The following is a 13,419-nucleotide window of genomic DNA, read 5'->3' on the forward strand; positions in this document are numbered from 1 at the left end:
GTGAACATTGAGGGACACCCATGCTGGGCACTGTATCGGAACTGGATCTGCGTTTGATCCGGGTCTTTCTGACCGTCGTTGAGGCGGGCGGTATCTCGGCCGCGCAAACCGCGCTCAACACCACTCAGCCCACCATCAGTGCGCAATTGGCGACGCTGGAAGCGCGGGTGGGATTTCGCCTGTGCGAGCGCGGGCGCGGCGGATTTTCGGTGACGCCCAAGGGCGGCCAGTTTGTCGAGGCGGCCCGCCGATTGCTGGCGGCGGCCGAAGGCTTTCGGGTGGAGGTCCAGCACATCAACCGTAAAGTGTCGGGCAACATCAATATCGGTTTGCTCGGTCAAATCGATCCCGTTGCCAACAAGAAAATCGCCCTCGCCATTGCGCGTTTAAGGGCCCGACATGAAGGCCTGTATTTCCACTTCACGGAACTGTCGTCATCGCTGCTGGAAGAGAAAATCATCAACAGCCATATCGATTTGGCGATCGGTTACTTCTGGCACCGCTTGCCCAACATCGATTACTTTCCCTTGTTCCAGGAAACCCAGATCGCCTATTGCGCCCCCGCTCACCCGCTGTTTGAGCACGTGGGCGAGCTGACCCGGGATGACGTCCGCGATTATGACTGGGTATGGCCCAGCCACCCCTTGCCGGAAATGCCTGCGCCCACCTCGATCGAACGCCTGACTGTACTCACCGACAGCATGGACGGCGCTGCGCTACTCATTCTGTCGGGCCAGCACCTGGGCTTTTTGCCGCAGCACTATGCGGCGAAGCATGAACAGCTGGGGCAGTTGCATCCGCTGAATCCCGAGCTGCTGCGCTATGAGGTCGGCTTTCATGCGGCGGTCCGGCATTCAGCGCGTCAGCGGGATCTGGTGAGTGCGTTCCTGAACGAGCTGATCGATATTTTCAGTTCTTAATCGCTATTTCGCTGGCCGGGATGACGTCGATCCGGGCCACGGGGCCCGTCAAGTGCGACAGGTCTGCGTTGTGCTCGGCGATGATGTCTTCGGCGGCGAGGTTGCCGTTGTCGACGGTGGAATGCGCGTCGGCGGCGAGCACCACGTCATAGCCCAGGTTCAGGGCCTGGCGGACGGTGGCGTTGACGCAATAGTCGGTTTGCAGGCCGCAGATGATCAGGCGGTCGGTGCCCAAATCTTGCAACTGGGATTGCAAGTGGGTCTGGTAGAACGAGTCTCGCGTGGTTTTTCGCACGCGAAGGTCTTCTGGTGAAGTCTTGAGGCTTTCGGCCAGCTGCCAGCCTTCAGAACCATGTTGTAGCAGGTCGCCCTTTTCTTCGTGCTGGATGAGGATGACCGGGATACTGGCCTCTCGGGCCTTGGCGCTCAGGCCGTTGATGTTCTCGATGACGCGTTTGATGTCAAAGCATTCGTACTCGCCAGCACACAGGGCTTGCTGGACGTCGATAATCAGCAGTGCTGTAGTCATGGTTACTTCCTTGCAAGTCAATGGATCAGGGGACAGAAAATAGATCTGTCCCCTTTGAAAAACAACCCTCAATAACCGAGCGACAACCCGGTATTACGACGTGGGTCGTTCGCACCATAGAAGCGGTTCTTGCCCACCGGTTTGCCTTCCAGCGAAGGCGCGCCCACCAGGATCGCCGCCACATGGTTGGCATCCTGTGGCCCGGCAAACTTGTGACCCCAGCTTTCGAGCATCTTCACCGTGTCCGCACTGGTGGTGAAGGTTTCCAGGTTGGTTTCTTCCGGCAGCCATTGCTGGTGGAAACGCGGTGCATCGACCGCTTCCTGGATGTTCATGCCGTAGTCGATCACGTTGAGGATGGTCAGCAAGGTCGCGGTGATAATGCGACTGCCGCCGGGCGTGCCGACGACCATGACCACTTTGCCGTCCTTGGTGACGATGGTCGGGCTCATGGACGACAGCGGTGCCTTGCCGGGCGCGATGGCGTTGGCTTCGCCTTGCACCAGGCCGTACATGTTGGGCACGCCGATTTTCGAGGTGAAGTCGTCCATTTCGTCGTTGAGGATGACCCCGGTTTTGCTGGCCATCACACCGGCGCCGAACCAGTCGTTGAGGGTGTAGGTCACCGACACCGCGTTGCCCCATTTATCGACGATGGAGTAATGCGTGGTGTTGCTGCCTTCATGGGGGGCTACGCCGGGTTTGAGTTCGCTGGATACGGCGGCCTTTTGCGGATCAATCGCTGCGCGGATTTTGGTCGCGTAGTTTTTATCCAGCAGGTGGGCGATCGGATTTTTCACGAAGTCCGGGTCGCCGAGGTAGCTGTTGCGGTCCACATAAGCATGGCGCATCGCTTCGATCTGGTAATGCATGCCCTGGGCCGAGTGGTAGCCCAGGTCTTTCATCGGGTAGCCTTCGAGGATGTTCATGATCTCGCAGATCACCACACCACCGGAGCTTGGCGGCGGTGCCGAGACCACGTGATAACCACGGTAGTCGCACTCGATCGGTGCCAGTTCACGGGTCTTGTATTTGTCGAGGTCGGCCTGGGTGATGATGCCCTTGTTGGCCTGGCTGGAGGTGACGATGGCGTCGGCCACCCAACCTTTGTAGAAACCGTCTTCGCCCTTCTCGGAAATTTCCCGCAGGGTTTTGGCCAGATCCTTCTGCACCAGTTTTTGCCCGACCTGCATCGGCTCGCCATTGCTCAGGAAGATCGAGCCGGAATCCTTTATGTCTTTCTTGAAGACGTCGGTGGCGTATTCCAGCAATTCGACATCGCCCTGCTCCAGCACAAAACCGTCTTCGGCAAGTTTGATCGCTGGGGCGATCACTTCCTTGCGGGGTTTGGTCCCGTATTTCTTCAGCGCCAGTTCCATGCCGGACACGGTGCCTGGCACGCCGACCGCCAAGTGACCACGGGTGCTCAGCTCCGGGACAACATTGCCCTCTTTGTCGAGGTACATGTTGGCGGTGGCGGCCAAGGGGGCTTTTTCGCGGAAATCGAGAAAAGTCTTGCGCCCGTCCGCCAACTGAACGGTCATGAAACCACCGCCACCCAGGTTACCCGCGGCGGGATAAACCACCGCCAGCGCATAACCCACCGCGACGGCTGCATCGACGGCATTGCCACCGTTTTTGAGCACATCGACGCCCACATGGGAGGCCAGATGCTGGGCCGTGACGACCATACCGTTTTCGGCCGCAACCGGCGCCACGGAGGCCGCGTAGGCACTGAGGCAGCTGAGCGCCAATGAGGTCGCAATCAGCGATTTGGCAAAAGGTTCGAACTTCATGAGTCGGTCTCTTCTTCTTTTAAGTAGGAAAACGCTTCAAGAGCAGTAGGCAGTATGGCTGGGATTGCGTATTGCGCCTCCTCGTCGAGGCAGTATGCTTGGCCTCTGTTCAGCCCTTCTGCGGAGTTCGCCGGCATGACTTACACCTTCACCACCCTGGCGTCCCCGGTCGGCGAGCTGAAGCTGGTTGCGAAAGATTCAAGACTGGCCGCCATCCTCTGGGAAAACGACAAGCCCAACCGCGTAAGGCTCGGACCGATGAGCGAAGCCCCGGACAATCCGATCCTCATACGCGCCGTTTTACAGCTGCAGGAATACTTTGCCGGCACGCGTAATCGCTTCGAACTGGAGCTGGATTTTGCCGGGACGGACTTTCAGAAGAAGGTGTGGCAGGCGTTGCTGACCATTCCGTTTGGCGAGACACGCAGTTACAGCGAGATTGCCGAGCAGATTGGCAATCCGAGCGCGGTCCGGGCGGTGGGCGCGGCGAATGGCAAGAACCCGATCTCGATTGTTGCGCCGTGCCATCGGGTGATTGGGGCATCGGGGAAGTTAACGGGGTTTGCGGGTGGGCTTGAGGCGAAGGAGCGGTTGTTGACGCTGGAAGGTTGCGAGTGGTCCGGGGCCAGCAGAACGGGCGAACTATTCTGACTGACCAAAACAACAGCTGCCTTGTGGCGAGGGGGCTTGCCCCCGTTCGGCTGCGAAGCAGTCGTAAAACCTGAGCGCACGGTCTATCTGATGCACCCCGTCGTCTGAATTCACGACTGCTTCGCAGCCGAACGGGGATAAATCCCCTCGCCACAGGACAGCGGCCACAAGGGGAAAGCGTCGTTCAGGCGAAGATATTTTTCATCGCCGCATACTGCAACAGCATGACGGTCTTCGCATCGCAGATCTCCCCGCGATAAAACGCCTCGAGCGCCTCGTCGAAGGTCCACTCCAGCACTTCCAGCTCTTCGGTTTCTTCTTCCAGCCCACCGCCCTCGCTGACTTTCGACGCCGCATCATATTCGGCGATGAAGAAATGCAGTTTTTCGGTGACCGAGCCTGGGCTCATGTAGGCCTCGAACACCTTTTGCACGTGGTGAACGCGATAACCGGTTTCCTCTTCGGCTTCGGCGCGGATGCGTTCTTCAGGATCAGCGCCCTCAAGCAATCCGGCCGCGACCTCGATCAGCAAACCATCATGGCCGTTGACGAACACCGGCAGCCGAAACTGACGCGTCAGCACGACGGTTCTTTTCTCGCGGTTGAACAACAGAATGGCCGCGCCATTGCCCCGGTCGTACACCTCGCGCGTCTGACGCTGCCAGTCGCCGTTGTTACGCAAATAGTCGAAGGTGATTTTCTTCAGCAGGTACCAGTCGTGGGACAACACCTGGGTTTCGATGATGTTGACCCGTTCGGCTGTATTCGCCATCACAACGCATCCTTTTTTCGTCAGAAGATCGCCATGGTAGGCGAAAAAGAAAAAGCCCGGCATTTCTGCCGGGCTTCTTTTTACGGCTGGCTGGCGACTTCAGGCGCCGCAAGCCCTTCCTCGTGGGACGAGAGCCGCTTACCGTTGATCAACGGCCCATAACGACGGCTGAACTCCCAGTTGTAGGGCACCTGGTCTTTGTTGACACCATTGTCCCAGTTCACCGACCAAGTCATCAGGCCCTTGATCGAAAGCCCCTTGGCGTCGAGACGCTTGAAGGCATTCACCACTGCCGCCGGGTTGATCACGTAACCGGTGGCCGCCGCATCGACGTTGGCGGGCAGGCCGATCACAAACTTGTCCGCCGGGATCCTGGTGAACCCGCGAGTACCGCTCACCAGACTTTCCGTCAGGTAAAACAGGAAATCCTCTTTCAGTGCGTCGTTGTTCTGCGCAATCCAGGCGCCATTGCCGTTATTGGCTTCCGGTACCCAGATTCCGTCACCGCCCTGGTTGTAATACTGCGGGGCGATGAAGTCGTAATAGCCTTCCAGGGCCTGGATGTAGCCGACGTACTTGCCGGCAGTGGTCAGGTACGGGAACTCCGGCGCCATGCTGATGATGAAGTGTTTGCCTTCACCGGCGTAATGGTCCTTGACGAGTTTCAGCGCGGCAGGCAGGACGGTCTTGTTATCGGCGAAATCAATCGCACTCTGTTCAAGATCGATGTCCAGCCCATCGAAGCCGTAGGTTTCCACCAGACGAATGATTTCGTTGGCCAGTGGTTGTTCGTTGCCTTTGTGCAGCTCGATGTGCGCATCAGCACCGCCGAGGGAAATCAGCACCGCCCTGCCCTGGCTGTTCAGCACGCCGACCTGGCGACGGAACTCGGCGTCAGACAGGTTGTACGGCTTGAAGGTCGGGATGCCGTTGCCCTTCATGAAGGCCACGGCCACCACGTTGTAATCCTTGGGCACATCCTGCAGCGCGATGTTGGCGAACTGGCCACGCTGGTAACCGTCGCTCGGCCCGGCGGGCCAGTTGTGCCAGAAGCCCATGAGGATCTTTTTGCCAGCAATGCTCGGCATCAACGAAGCCGCATCGGCAAGTGGCGATTTCAGTAGCGTAAAGTCGAAAGTAGACATGTTCTATTCCTTCAGAACGTGTGAGGGTTTAACGCCGTGGCTTACTTGAAGTCCACGTCGAACGCTTGGTAGAAGGCGTTGCCGGTGTTGGCCACGATCCACATCAGCACGATCACGTGATGACCTTTCTTGTTGCCCGGCAATTTCACTTCGTGATTGACCTTGGCCTTCATCTCGGCGGAATGGCTGTAGTACGGGACCTGGGTGTAGAAGTCGTCAAAGAACGATTTCGGCTCCAGTTGCGCACGGTTGATGCGTTGTTTCGGGTTCCAGCCATCCTTGGTGATGAACCAGCTGTAGCCACGGGTCACGTGGGGTGCGGTGTACTCCCAGGTGACCTTGAAGGTCTGGCCTGGATCAACATTCAACAAAGGCCAGGTGAATGGGCGGGCGAGCTTGAGGCTCATTTCCTCGTTGGTGAAGTTGATGCAGTCTCGGGCATCCGTCTTGCCACCGCTGAGGATGTAGCCGTCGGCAGGTGGCGTGACACTGTCGCTGTCGGTTTGATATGGCGCCGCAAAGGGCCCCGCTGTCAGCGACGGGAAGTTCTTGCCGCCTTCCATTTCGTTGACTTGCCAGTTACCCAGCAGCCCCAGCTCTACGGCCACCGCACCGCGGCTGGAGGGGGATGTGACACGACCGTGTCGAAGCTCGGGTTGAGTCTGTGGTTGGTTCATTTTTTTCACTCCGTTGATTTGAGAACTCTCCTTCCTGAGGAGAGGCCTCCAACCTAACGGAGCTGTTTTTTTTGTCCATCAGCCCTTTCGTGGGCCGGATGAGTCTGCCTTGGCAGATCACCCGCAAATACTGGATATAAAACCAGTACTCTGATCCAAGTCCTACGTCCCGTGTAGCAAAAGGATTACAACGCCAGGCAGCAATCGGGGCATCGTGCCAACTAGGGAAGCTGTGCCTTGTATTCCTTTTCGTATTGGCCGGCCAGGGCTTCTTTCTGCTTGTCGTCAAGCAGCTTGCCGGCCATCTGGAAGAACTTCTGCTCTTCCTCTTTCAAGTGGTGATGAACCTTGTCGGACAGCTTCTTGGCGGTCGCCAGCCAGGCCGGACTGGACATGTCCGTCCCATCCAGTTCTTCCATCATTTCGTCCATCTCGTGGTGCTCGGAGATGGCGTGGCGGCTGAGATCGACACCGTTGTCGAACTCCATCAGCGGGATGTAGAAATGGCGCTCTTCGGCGGTTTCGTGAGCCTGGAGTTCGGATTTGAGCTGTTTGTAAGCCTCGGCCCGTTCCGGCGTGTCGCCGCTGGTCTTGATGAGCGCCTTGGCATAGGTGCGCTGGCGCTCGTGACTTTCACGCAGGGCTTCAAAAATATTCACGGGTGATCCTCATTGGCCGCGTTCGGGAATGACGCTGTTTAGGCTAGACATCCGGGCGCGAGCGAGGGTTCCACTCAAGGGGCTGGAACAACCGCCGGGGCTCGCGTTAGGCTTGCGAGTGTTGTCCCTCATGGCCATAAGGATTGAGCGGATGGAACTGCGTATCGAACAGTCGCAAAACCCCACCGACGCCGAGGAGCAGGCGATCCTGCTGCCCTTGCGCGCCTATAACGCCTCAAAGGCCGGCGTCTCGAAGCCGGAGCCCATTGCCTTGCTGGTCCGCGACGAACACGACGAGATTCTCGGCGGTCTGTATGGCCGGGTTTTTTATAAGTGGTTGTACATCGAGTTGCTGTCGGTGCCGGAACAGGGCCGGGGACAAGGCATAGGCTCGAAGTTGATGCGGATGGCCGAAGACCTGGCGCGGGAGAAGGAATGCATCGGGGTCTGGCTCGACACCTTCGACTTCCAGGCGCCGGAGTTCTACAAGAAACTGGGCTACAGCGAGTTAGGGCAGATTGTCGACTATCCGCCGGGGCATAAGCGCTTCTTTTTCCAGAAGCGCCTGATTAGCTAACCAACGTACAAAAACCTGTAGGAGTGAGCCTGCTCGCGAAAGCGGTTTGTCATCCAACATTGATGTCGACTGACCCACCGCTATCGCGAGCAGGCTCGCTCCTACAGGGGATGTGGGGCAACGCCTCTAATCAGAGGCAGGTTGCGAGCGCCGCCAAGCGGCGCTTGGCCACAAAGTCGTCACGCTGCGCGTAGTAACTCAACACGGTGCCTGACGCATCGGTGGTCACGTCGACAAAGGACTCCGCCGAACGCGTGTAAACGGTGGACCCACCCTTCTCACCCGGCTGCAAATACGCGCCGGCATCGACACCGAACACTGCCTCGTCCTGCCAGGAAAACTGCACGCACTGGGCGACGACTTTTTCCGGTTTGTCCGAGTTCAGGGTTTTGTAAGGGGCTTTGGTGCGGGCATCGTTCATCACCGAGCCGGCGCATCCCGCCAGCAACGTCACGGCCAGCGCCACCATCAGAATTCGCATTGTGTTCGCTCATCAAGAAAAAGCGGACTGTAGCACCGTGGCACGGCGTATCGTTCTGCTTTACTTCATTTATACCGCGACACCGAGTGACGATTCGCGCACCCTGTCGCGCCATTAACGTCGCATCGCCCGTTTTTTCGGGCTCATTTTTCTGGAAAGGTCATGACCCCCAACGCCGAGTATTACAAACCGACCGCCGAATACGCTGACAAGCTGATCAGCCAGATCGGTCAGACGCCGTCCTGGATCGCCAAGCGAATTGGCGTCACCGACAAACGAATCCGTTACATCCTCGACGGCGAACGCACCGTCAAAGGCGAAACCACGCCGATCCAGATGACCTACCCCGAGCAGTTTGCCCTCGAATGCCTGGCGGCTGCGGCCAAGGCCAGCAAGAAGCAATCTTCGTAACCCCAGCCTCAAGGAGCGACCATGGCGGCAACCGAACAGCAACACGAGCAGGCGCTGAAGAAGTTTCTCGATGAGCGCCCTGAACTGCGTGTCGAGCTCGACAACCTCAACCCGCTGCTGGCTCAGGCCAAGGGCGAGACCGCGGCGCAATATCGCGACGAGCGCTTGCACGAGGCCTTCGAAGCCGAAGCCGAGCGCCTGGGTCTGTTTGCCTGGGAGCTGACCTTGCAATTGACCGCCGCGACGGCCGAGGACTATCAGGCCCAACGCATGGAAGTGCACAAGGAAGTGGCCGAGATGGCCGGCATGGACTGGCTGGAGTATTGCGAGTTATATGGATTGACCAAGTGACCCTGACGGTTGCTGCCTGAGGACGACTACCACCGATGTTGCCATCCCTCTCGACTTCTCGCGCCAGTCCGGGCCATCTGCATATCCAGAAATGGCGCGGACGCATCGGCATGGCGCTGGTGGCCGCCCTCTCGGTGCTCGCCGGCATGACCGACGCTATCGGGTTCATGGCCAGCGGTGACTTTGTCTCCTTCATGAGCGGCAACACCACCCGCCTCGCCGTTGCGATCAGTGATGGTGATTTCGGCCTGACCTTGCGTCTGTTGATCCTCGTCGCCACGTTCATCGTCGGCAACGCCTTGGGCATTGTCGTCAGCCGCCTCGGCGGCCGCCGGGCGCTACCCTTGCTAATGTGCATCGCGATGCTGCTCTGCGGCGCCGCAGCCTGGCCTTATGACGAACAATTGCCAGCGCTGCTGGCGGCCATCATCGCCATGGGCATGCTCAACGCGGCGGTGGAAGAAGTGAACGGCCTGCCGGTCGGACTCACTTACGTCACCGGCGCCCTGTCGCGCTTCGGGCGTGGGCTGGGGCGGTGGATGCTCGGTGAGCGGCGTAATGGCTGGCGGGTTCAGTTGATTCCCTGGACGGGGATGTTTGCCGGTGCGGTGCTTGGCGCGGTGCTGGAACATCATCTGGGGCTCAAGGCGCTGTTTGTCAGCGGGTTGCTGGCGGGGGCGATCGGGTTGCTGTCGCTGAAGATTCCGCGGCGGTGGCAGTTGGGGTATATGCCTCGTTAAGTCTTGCATTGACTGTCGGGCCTCATCGCGGGCAAGCCCGCTCCCACAGGGATCTGTACTTCACCACATAACCTGTGGGAGCGGGCTTGCCCGCGATGGGGCCCTGACAGATAACATCGATTTAGCCGCCCCGCCGATAAAGCTTTATCATGGCCGCAGTTCTGCTGATCGAGTCCGTCATGAAGTTCGCCATCGCGCTGTTTTCCGCCGCCCATGCGCCCTCCTCGCGCCGTGCCTTGCTGTTTGCCCAGGCTGCGCTGGCCGGCGGGCATGAGATTGTCCGGCTGTTTTTCTATCAGGATGGCGTCTACAACGCTTCCGGCAGCGTGGTCACGCCCCAGGATGAGCAGGACCTGCCCAAGCAATGGCGTGCTTTTGTCACCGAGCATCAACTGGACGGCGTCGTGTGCATCGCCGCCGCCCTTCGCCGTGGCGTGTTGAACGAAGAGGAAGCGGGGCGCTATCAGCGTGACGCCGTTGCCGTGGGCGCGCCGTGGGAACTGTCCGGCCTCGGCCAGTTGCATGATGCGGTGCAAGACGCTGACCGCCTGATCTGTTTCGGAGGCGCGTGAGATGGCTAAATCCTTGTTGATTATCAGCCGTCAGGCCCCGTGGTCCGGGCCGAACGCTCGGGAAGCGCTGGACATCGTACTGGCCGGCGGCGCGTTCGACCTGCCGATCGGCCTGCTGTTTCTCGATGACGGGGTGTTGCAGCTCGCCGCGAAACAGGACGCCAAGGCGCTGCAACAGAAAGACCTGAGCGCCAACCTGCAAGCGTTGCCAATGTTCGGTGTGGACGACCTGTTTGTCTGTGGCGACAGCGCTGCCGAACGGGGCCTGGACCTCAACGGTCGGTCGCTTGAAGAAGCCCGGGTACTGGCCGCCCAGGAAATCACTGCGCTTATTGACCGTTACGACCAGGTGATCACCCTCTGATGTCGACTTTGCATGTGTTGTCTCATTCCCCTTTCGGCGATGACCGCCTGACCAGTTGCCTGCGCGTGATCGGCACCAACGATGCGTTGTTGCTGACCGGCGACGCCGTCTATGCGTTGCAACCGGGCACCGCGCCGTTCAACGCGCTGAATGCTCGCCCGTTGAAACTGTTCGTACTGGCCGAAGACGCCCAGGCTCGTGCGCTGGCGATTCCTGACGCGGCCAAAGCCATCGATTACCCCGCCTTCGTCGAGCTGTCGATTCACTACGACAAGGTGAACAGTTGGCTATGAATTCCCTGACCGTCGGCGCACGCGCCATCGAGTTGGACAAGGACGGTTTCCTGGTCGAACTCAGCGACTGGTCCAATGAGGTGGCCGCCGCCCTCGCTGCCGCCGAAGACATCGAGTTGAGCCCGGAGCACTGGGAAATCCTCGAATTGCTGCGCAGCTTCTACGCCGAATTCCAGCTGTCCCCGGCCACGCGCCCACTGATCAAGTACACCGCGTTGAAGCTCGGCCCGGAAAAAGGCAACAGCCTGCACCTGAACCGACTGTTCAAAGGCACCCCTGCCAAACTCGCCGCGAAACTGGCGGGCCTGCCCAAACCGACGAATTGCTTATGACCGACTTTCCAGCGCTGACCCTCGAAACGCCCGCCGAACACCCGTTCGCCCAGTTCGTGCGGATCCTCGGCAAGGGCAAGCGTGGCGCCCGCGACCTGACCCGGGCCGAAGCGCGTGAGGCCATGGGCATGGTGCTCGACGACAAGGTCGAGGACACCCAGCTCGGCGCGTTTCTGATGCTGTTGCGGCACAAGGAAGAAAGCGCTGAGGAAATGGCCGGTTTCACCGAAGCCCTGCGCGAACGATTGAGCCCGCCAGCGCTGGCGGTCGATCTGGACTGGCCGACGTATGCCGGGAAGAAGCGTCACCTGCCGTGGTACCTGCTGGCGGCCAAGTGCCTGGCGCAGAACGGAGTGCGCATCTTCATGCACGGCGCTGGCGCCCACACGGCCGGCCGGCTGTATAGCGAGCAGTTGCTGGACGGGTTGAACATTCCACTGTGCCGCGACTGGCAGCAGGTCGGCTCGGCGCTGGATAACGGTGGCCTGGCGTTCATGCCGTTGGTGGATTGGGCACCGCAGCTTCAGCGCATGATCGACCTGCGCAACACCTTGGGTCTGCGCTCACCGATCCATTCCCTCACCCGTATCCTCAACCCGCTGGGCGCTCGCTGCGGCCTGCAAAGCATTTTCCACCCCGGCTATCAGGCGGTGCATCGCGATGCCAGCGGCTTGCTCGGCGACACCGCGATTGTGGTCAAGGGCGACGGTGGCGAAATTGAAATCAACCCGGACGCCGACAGCCACCTGTACGGCACCACCGGCGGCGAAAGCTGGGACGAGGAATGGCCGCAGTTGTCGAGTCAACGCCACGTCAAACCCGCCGCGCTCGATCCTGAACATTTGAAAGCCGTCTGGCGCGGTGACGTGGTCGACAGCTACCCGCAAATGGCCTTGATCTCGACCATGGCCCTCGCGTTGCGCGGCCTCGGTCAGACGCGTGAACGCGCCTTTGAAACCGCCCAGCAATATTGGGACGCTCGGGACAGATCGATTTAACCGATCATAACCCCCGAACCTTTGCGCTATTTTATCGAACCTATGCGAATAGACTTCTCTCCAACGCTTATTGGTTGAGGAGTCTTGAACATGGGTTTGTTAGTTGAAGGTCGCTGGCAGGACCAGTGGTACGAAAGCAGCAAGGACGGCGCGTTCCAGCGCGAGCAGGCGCAACGTCGCAACTGGCTGACCGCCGACGGCAAGCCCGGCCCAACGGGCGTCGGGGGTTTTGCAGCCGAGGCTGGCCGCTATCACCTTTACGTGTCCCTCGCCTGCCCGTGGGCCCATCGCACGCTGATCCTGCGCAAACTCAAAGGCCTTGAAAGCCTGATCGACGTGTCGGTGGTGAGTTGGTTGATGCTGGAAAACGGCTGGACCTTCGACCAGAACCTGGGCTCGACGGGCGACAAGCTCGATCATTTCAATTTCATGCACCAGCGCTACACCGCCGATACCGCCGATTACACCGGTCGTGTCACGGTCCCGGTGCTCTGGGACAAACAGCAAAACCGCATCGTCAACAATGAATCGGCGGAGATCATCCGCATGTTCAATAGCGCCTTCGATGACCTGACCGGCAACGACCTGGATTTCTATCCGGCACCCCTGCGCGGCGAGATCGATGCGTTGAATGAGCGAATTTATCCGGCAGTGAACAACGGCGTATACCGCGCAGGGTTTGCAACGTCGCAGAGCGCTTATGAAGAAGCATTCGAAGATGTGTTTGCCGAACTGGATCGACTGGAAGCGTTGTTAGGTGCCAATCGTTACCTCGTCGGCGAGTACCTGACCGAAGCCGATATCCGTCTGTTCACCACGCTGATTCGCTTTGATGCGGTGTATCACGGCCACTTCAAGTGCAACCTGCGGCGGATCGCTGATTATCCGAATCTGTCGAACTGGCTGCGAGAGATGTATCAGTGGCCGGGAATTGCCGAGACGGTGGATTTTCAGCACATCAAAAATCACTACTACGGCAGCCACAAGACCATAAACCCGACGGGGATCGTGCCGAAAGGGCCGGTGCAGGATTTCAACGCGCCGCATGATCGGGCCCGGTTGAGTGGGAAAGGGGTTTGGCGAAGGGCGTGATAACACACTGAAACCGGAGGGTGGCTGCGATCAACTGTGGCGAGGGGGCTTGCCCCCGT

Annotated in this window: 18 protein-coding genes and 1 pseudogene; 12 read left to right on the forward strand and 7 right to left on the reverse strand. The window is 59.4% G+C overall.

Annotated features, from left to right (window positions below; genetic code table 11):
* Positions 1 to 20 precede the first annotated feature (20 nt).
* Complete coding sequence (locus ACIQV9_RS18330) at positions 21 to 920, forward strand: LysR family transcriptional regulator (protein WP_403104240.1); 900 nt, start codon at positions 21 to 23, stop codon at positions 918 to 920.
* Here ACIQV9_RS18330 and ACIQV9_RS18335 read toward each other — a convergent pair.
* Positions 910 to 1,449: a cysteine hydrolase family protein gene (locus ACIQV9_RS18335; protein WP_403104243.1), complete on the reverse strand. Its 540-nt coding sequence runs from the start codon at positions 1,447 to 1,449 to the stop codon at positions 910 to 912. The two genes, ACIQV9_RS18330 and ACIQV9_RS18335, sit on opposite strands and share 11 nt — an antisense overlap.
* 68 nt (positions 1,450 to 1,517) lie before the next feature.
* Positions 1,518 to 3,245, reverse strand: coding sequence for a gamma-glutamyltransferase (gene ggt / locus ACIQV9_RS18340; RefSeq protein ID WP_403104245.1), 1,728 nt, complete (start codon positions 3,243 to 3,245; stop codon positions 1,518 to 1,520).
* A gap of 135 nt (positions 3,246 to 3,380) precedes the next feature.
* On the opposite strand from ggt, the gene ACIQV9_RS18345 reads away from it, so the two are divergent.
* Positions 3,381 to 3,896, forward strand: a complete 516-nt coding sequence (locus ACIQV9_RS18345; protein ID WP_403104248.1) for a methylated-DNA--[protein]-cysteine S-methyltransferase — start codon at positions 3,381 to 3,383, stop codon at positions 3,894 to 3,896.
* A gap of 184 nt (positions 3,897 to 4,080) precedes the next feature.
* On the opposite strand, the gene ACIQV9_RS18350 is transcribed toward ACIQV9_RS18345, so the two are convergent.
* The 4 genes and pseudogenes from ACIQV9_RS18350 to ACIQV9_RS18365 form a co-directional block, all read right to left on the reverse strand.
* Positions 4,081 to 4,668: an NUDIX domain-containing protein gene (locus ACIQV9_RS18350; RefSeq protein ID WP_403104251.1), complete on the reverse strand. Its 588-nt coding sequence runs from the start codon at positions 4,666 to 4,668 to the stop codon at positions 4,081 to 4,083.
* Positions 4,669 to 4,811: 143 nt separating this feature from the next.
* Positions 4,812 to 5,813 (reverse strand): annotated as a pseudogene (locus tag ACIQV9_RS18355) (chitinase); the annotation flags it as partial.
* Positions 5,814 to 5,854: 41 nt separating this feature from the next.
* Positions 5,855 to 6,490, reverse strand: coding sequence for a lytic polysaccharide monooxygenase auxiliary activity family 9 protein (locus ACIQV9_RS18360; RefSeq protein WP_403104253.1), 636 nt, complete (start codon positions 6,488 to 6,490; stop codon positions 5,855 to 5,857).
* A gap of 221 nt (positions 6,491 to 6,711) precedes the next feature.
* Positions 6,712 to 7,149 (reverse strand): hemerythrin domain-containing protein, encoded by a 438-nt coding sequence (locus tag ACIQV9_RS18365; RefSeq protein ID WP_403104255.1) that lies wholly within the window; start codon positions 7,147 to 7,149, stop codon positions 6,712 to 6,714.
* Positions 7,150 to 7,300: 151 nt separating this feature from the next.
* On the opposite strand from ACIQV9_RS18365, the gene ACIQV9_RS18370 reads away from it, so the two are divergent.
* Complete coding sequence (locus ACIQV9_RS18370; RefSeq protein WP_403104257.1) at positions 7,301 to 7,726, forward strand: GNAT family N-acetyltransferase; 426 nt, start codon at positions 7,301 to 7,303, stop codon at positions 7,724 to 7,726.
* Positions 7,727 to 7,856: 130 nt separating this feature from the next.
* On the opposite strand, the gene ACIQV9_RS18375 is transcribed toward ACIQV9_RS18370, so the two are convergent.
* Positions 7,857 to 8,207 carry a hypothetical protein gene (locus tag ACIQV9_RS18375; RefSeq protein ID WP_094468019.1) on the reverse strand — a complete coding sequence of 117 codons (351 nt, stop codon included), beginning with the start codon at positions 8,205 to 8,207 and terminating at the stop codon, positions 7,857 to 7,859.
* A 162-nt stretch (positions 8,208 to 8,369) separates the two neighbouring features.
* Between ACIQV9_RS18375 and ACIQV9_RS18380 the strand changes: the two genes are divergently transcribed.
* The 9 genes from ACIQV9_RS18380 (at position 8,370) to ACIQV9_RS18420 (ending at position 13,360) form a co-directional block, all read left to right on the forward strand.
* Positions 8,370 to 8,618 (forward strand): hypothetical protein, encoded by a 249-nt coding sequence (locus tag ACIQV9_RS18380; RefSeq protein WP_008154823.1) that lies wholly within the window; start codon positions 8,370 to 8,372, stop codon positions 8,616 to 8,618.
* Positions 8,619 to 8,639: 21 nt separating this feature from the next.
* Positions 8,640 to 8,969 carry a DUF6388 family protein gene (locus tag ACIQV9_RS18385; RefSeq protein WP_403104260.1) on the forward strand — a complete coding sequence of 110 codons (330 nt, stop codon included), beginning with the start codon at positions 8,640 to 8,642 and terminating at the stop codon, positions 8,967 to 8,969.
* Between the two features lie 35 nt (positions 8,970 to 9,004).
* On the forward strand, positions 9,005 to 9,709 hold the full coding sequence (locus ACIQV9_RS18390) for a YoaK family protein (RefSeq protein WP_403104263.1): 705 nt from the start codon (positions 9,005 to 9,007) through the stop codon (positions 9,707 to 9,709).
* 179 nt (positions 9,710 to 9,888) lie between these two features.
* Complete coding sequence (gene tusD / locus ACIQV9_RS18395) at positions 9,889 to 10,281, forward strand: sulfurtransferase complex subunit TusD (protein ID WP_403104312.1); 393 nt, start codon at positions 9,889 to 9,891, stop codon at positions 10,279 to 10,281.
* A 1-nt stretch (position 10,282) separates the two neighbouring features.
* The gene (gene tusC, locus ACIQV9_RS18400) at positions 10,283 to 10,645 is read left to right on the forward strand and encodes a sulfurtransferase complex subunit TusC (RefSeq protein ID WP_403104266.1); all 363 of its coding nucleotides are present in this window, start codon (positions 10,283 to 10,285) and stop codon (positions 10,643 to 10,645) included.
* Positions 10,645 to 10,938, forward strand: coding sequence for a sulfurtransferase complex subunit TusB (tusB, locus tag ACIQV9_RS18405; protein WP_403104269.1), 294 nt, complete (start codon positions 10,645 to 10,647; stop codon positions 10,936 to 10,938). The genes tusC and tusB overlap by 1 nt, the downstream gene beginning before the upstream one ends.
* Complete coding sequence (locus ACIQV9_RS18410; protein ID WP_403104271.1) at positions 10,935 to 11,270, forward strand: TusE/DsrC/DsvC family sulfur relay protein; 336 nt, start codon at positions 10,935 to 10,937, stop codon at positions 11,268 to 11,270. The genes tusB and ACIQV9_RS18410 overlap by 4 nt, the downstream gene beginning before the upstream one ends.
* Positions 11,267 to 12,268 carry a glycosyl transferase family protein gene (locus tag ACIQV9_RS18415; RefSeq protein WP_403104273.1) on the forward strand — a complete coding sequence of 334 codons (1,002 nt, stop codon included), beginning with the start codon at positions 11,267 to 11,269 and terminating at the stop codon, positions 12,266 to 12,268. The genes ACIQV9_RS18410 and ACIQV9_RS18415 overlap by 4 nt, the downstream gene beginning before the upstream one ends.
* Before the next feature lie 90 nt (positions 12,269 to 12,358).
* The gene (locus tag ACIQV9_RS18420) at positions 12,359 to 13,360 is read left to right on the forward strand and encodes a glutathione S-transferase family protein (RefSeq protein ID WP_403104275.1); all 1,002 of its coding nucleotides are present in this window, start codon (positions 12,359 to 12,361) and stop codon (positions 13,358 to 13,360) included.
* Positions 13,361 to 13,419: the final 59 nt, after the last annotated feature.

Source organism: Pseudomonas sp. NPDC099000, assembly GCF_044759925.1.
In the GTDB taxonomy this organism is placed as follows: domain Bacteria; phylum Pseudomonadota; class Gammaproteobacteria; order Pseudomonadales; family Pseudomonadaceae; genus Aquipseudomonas.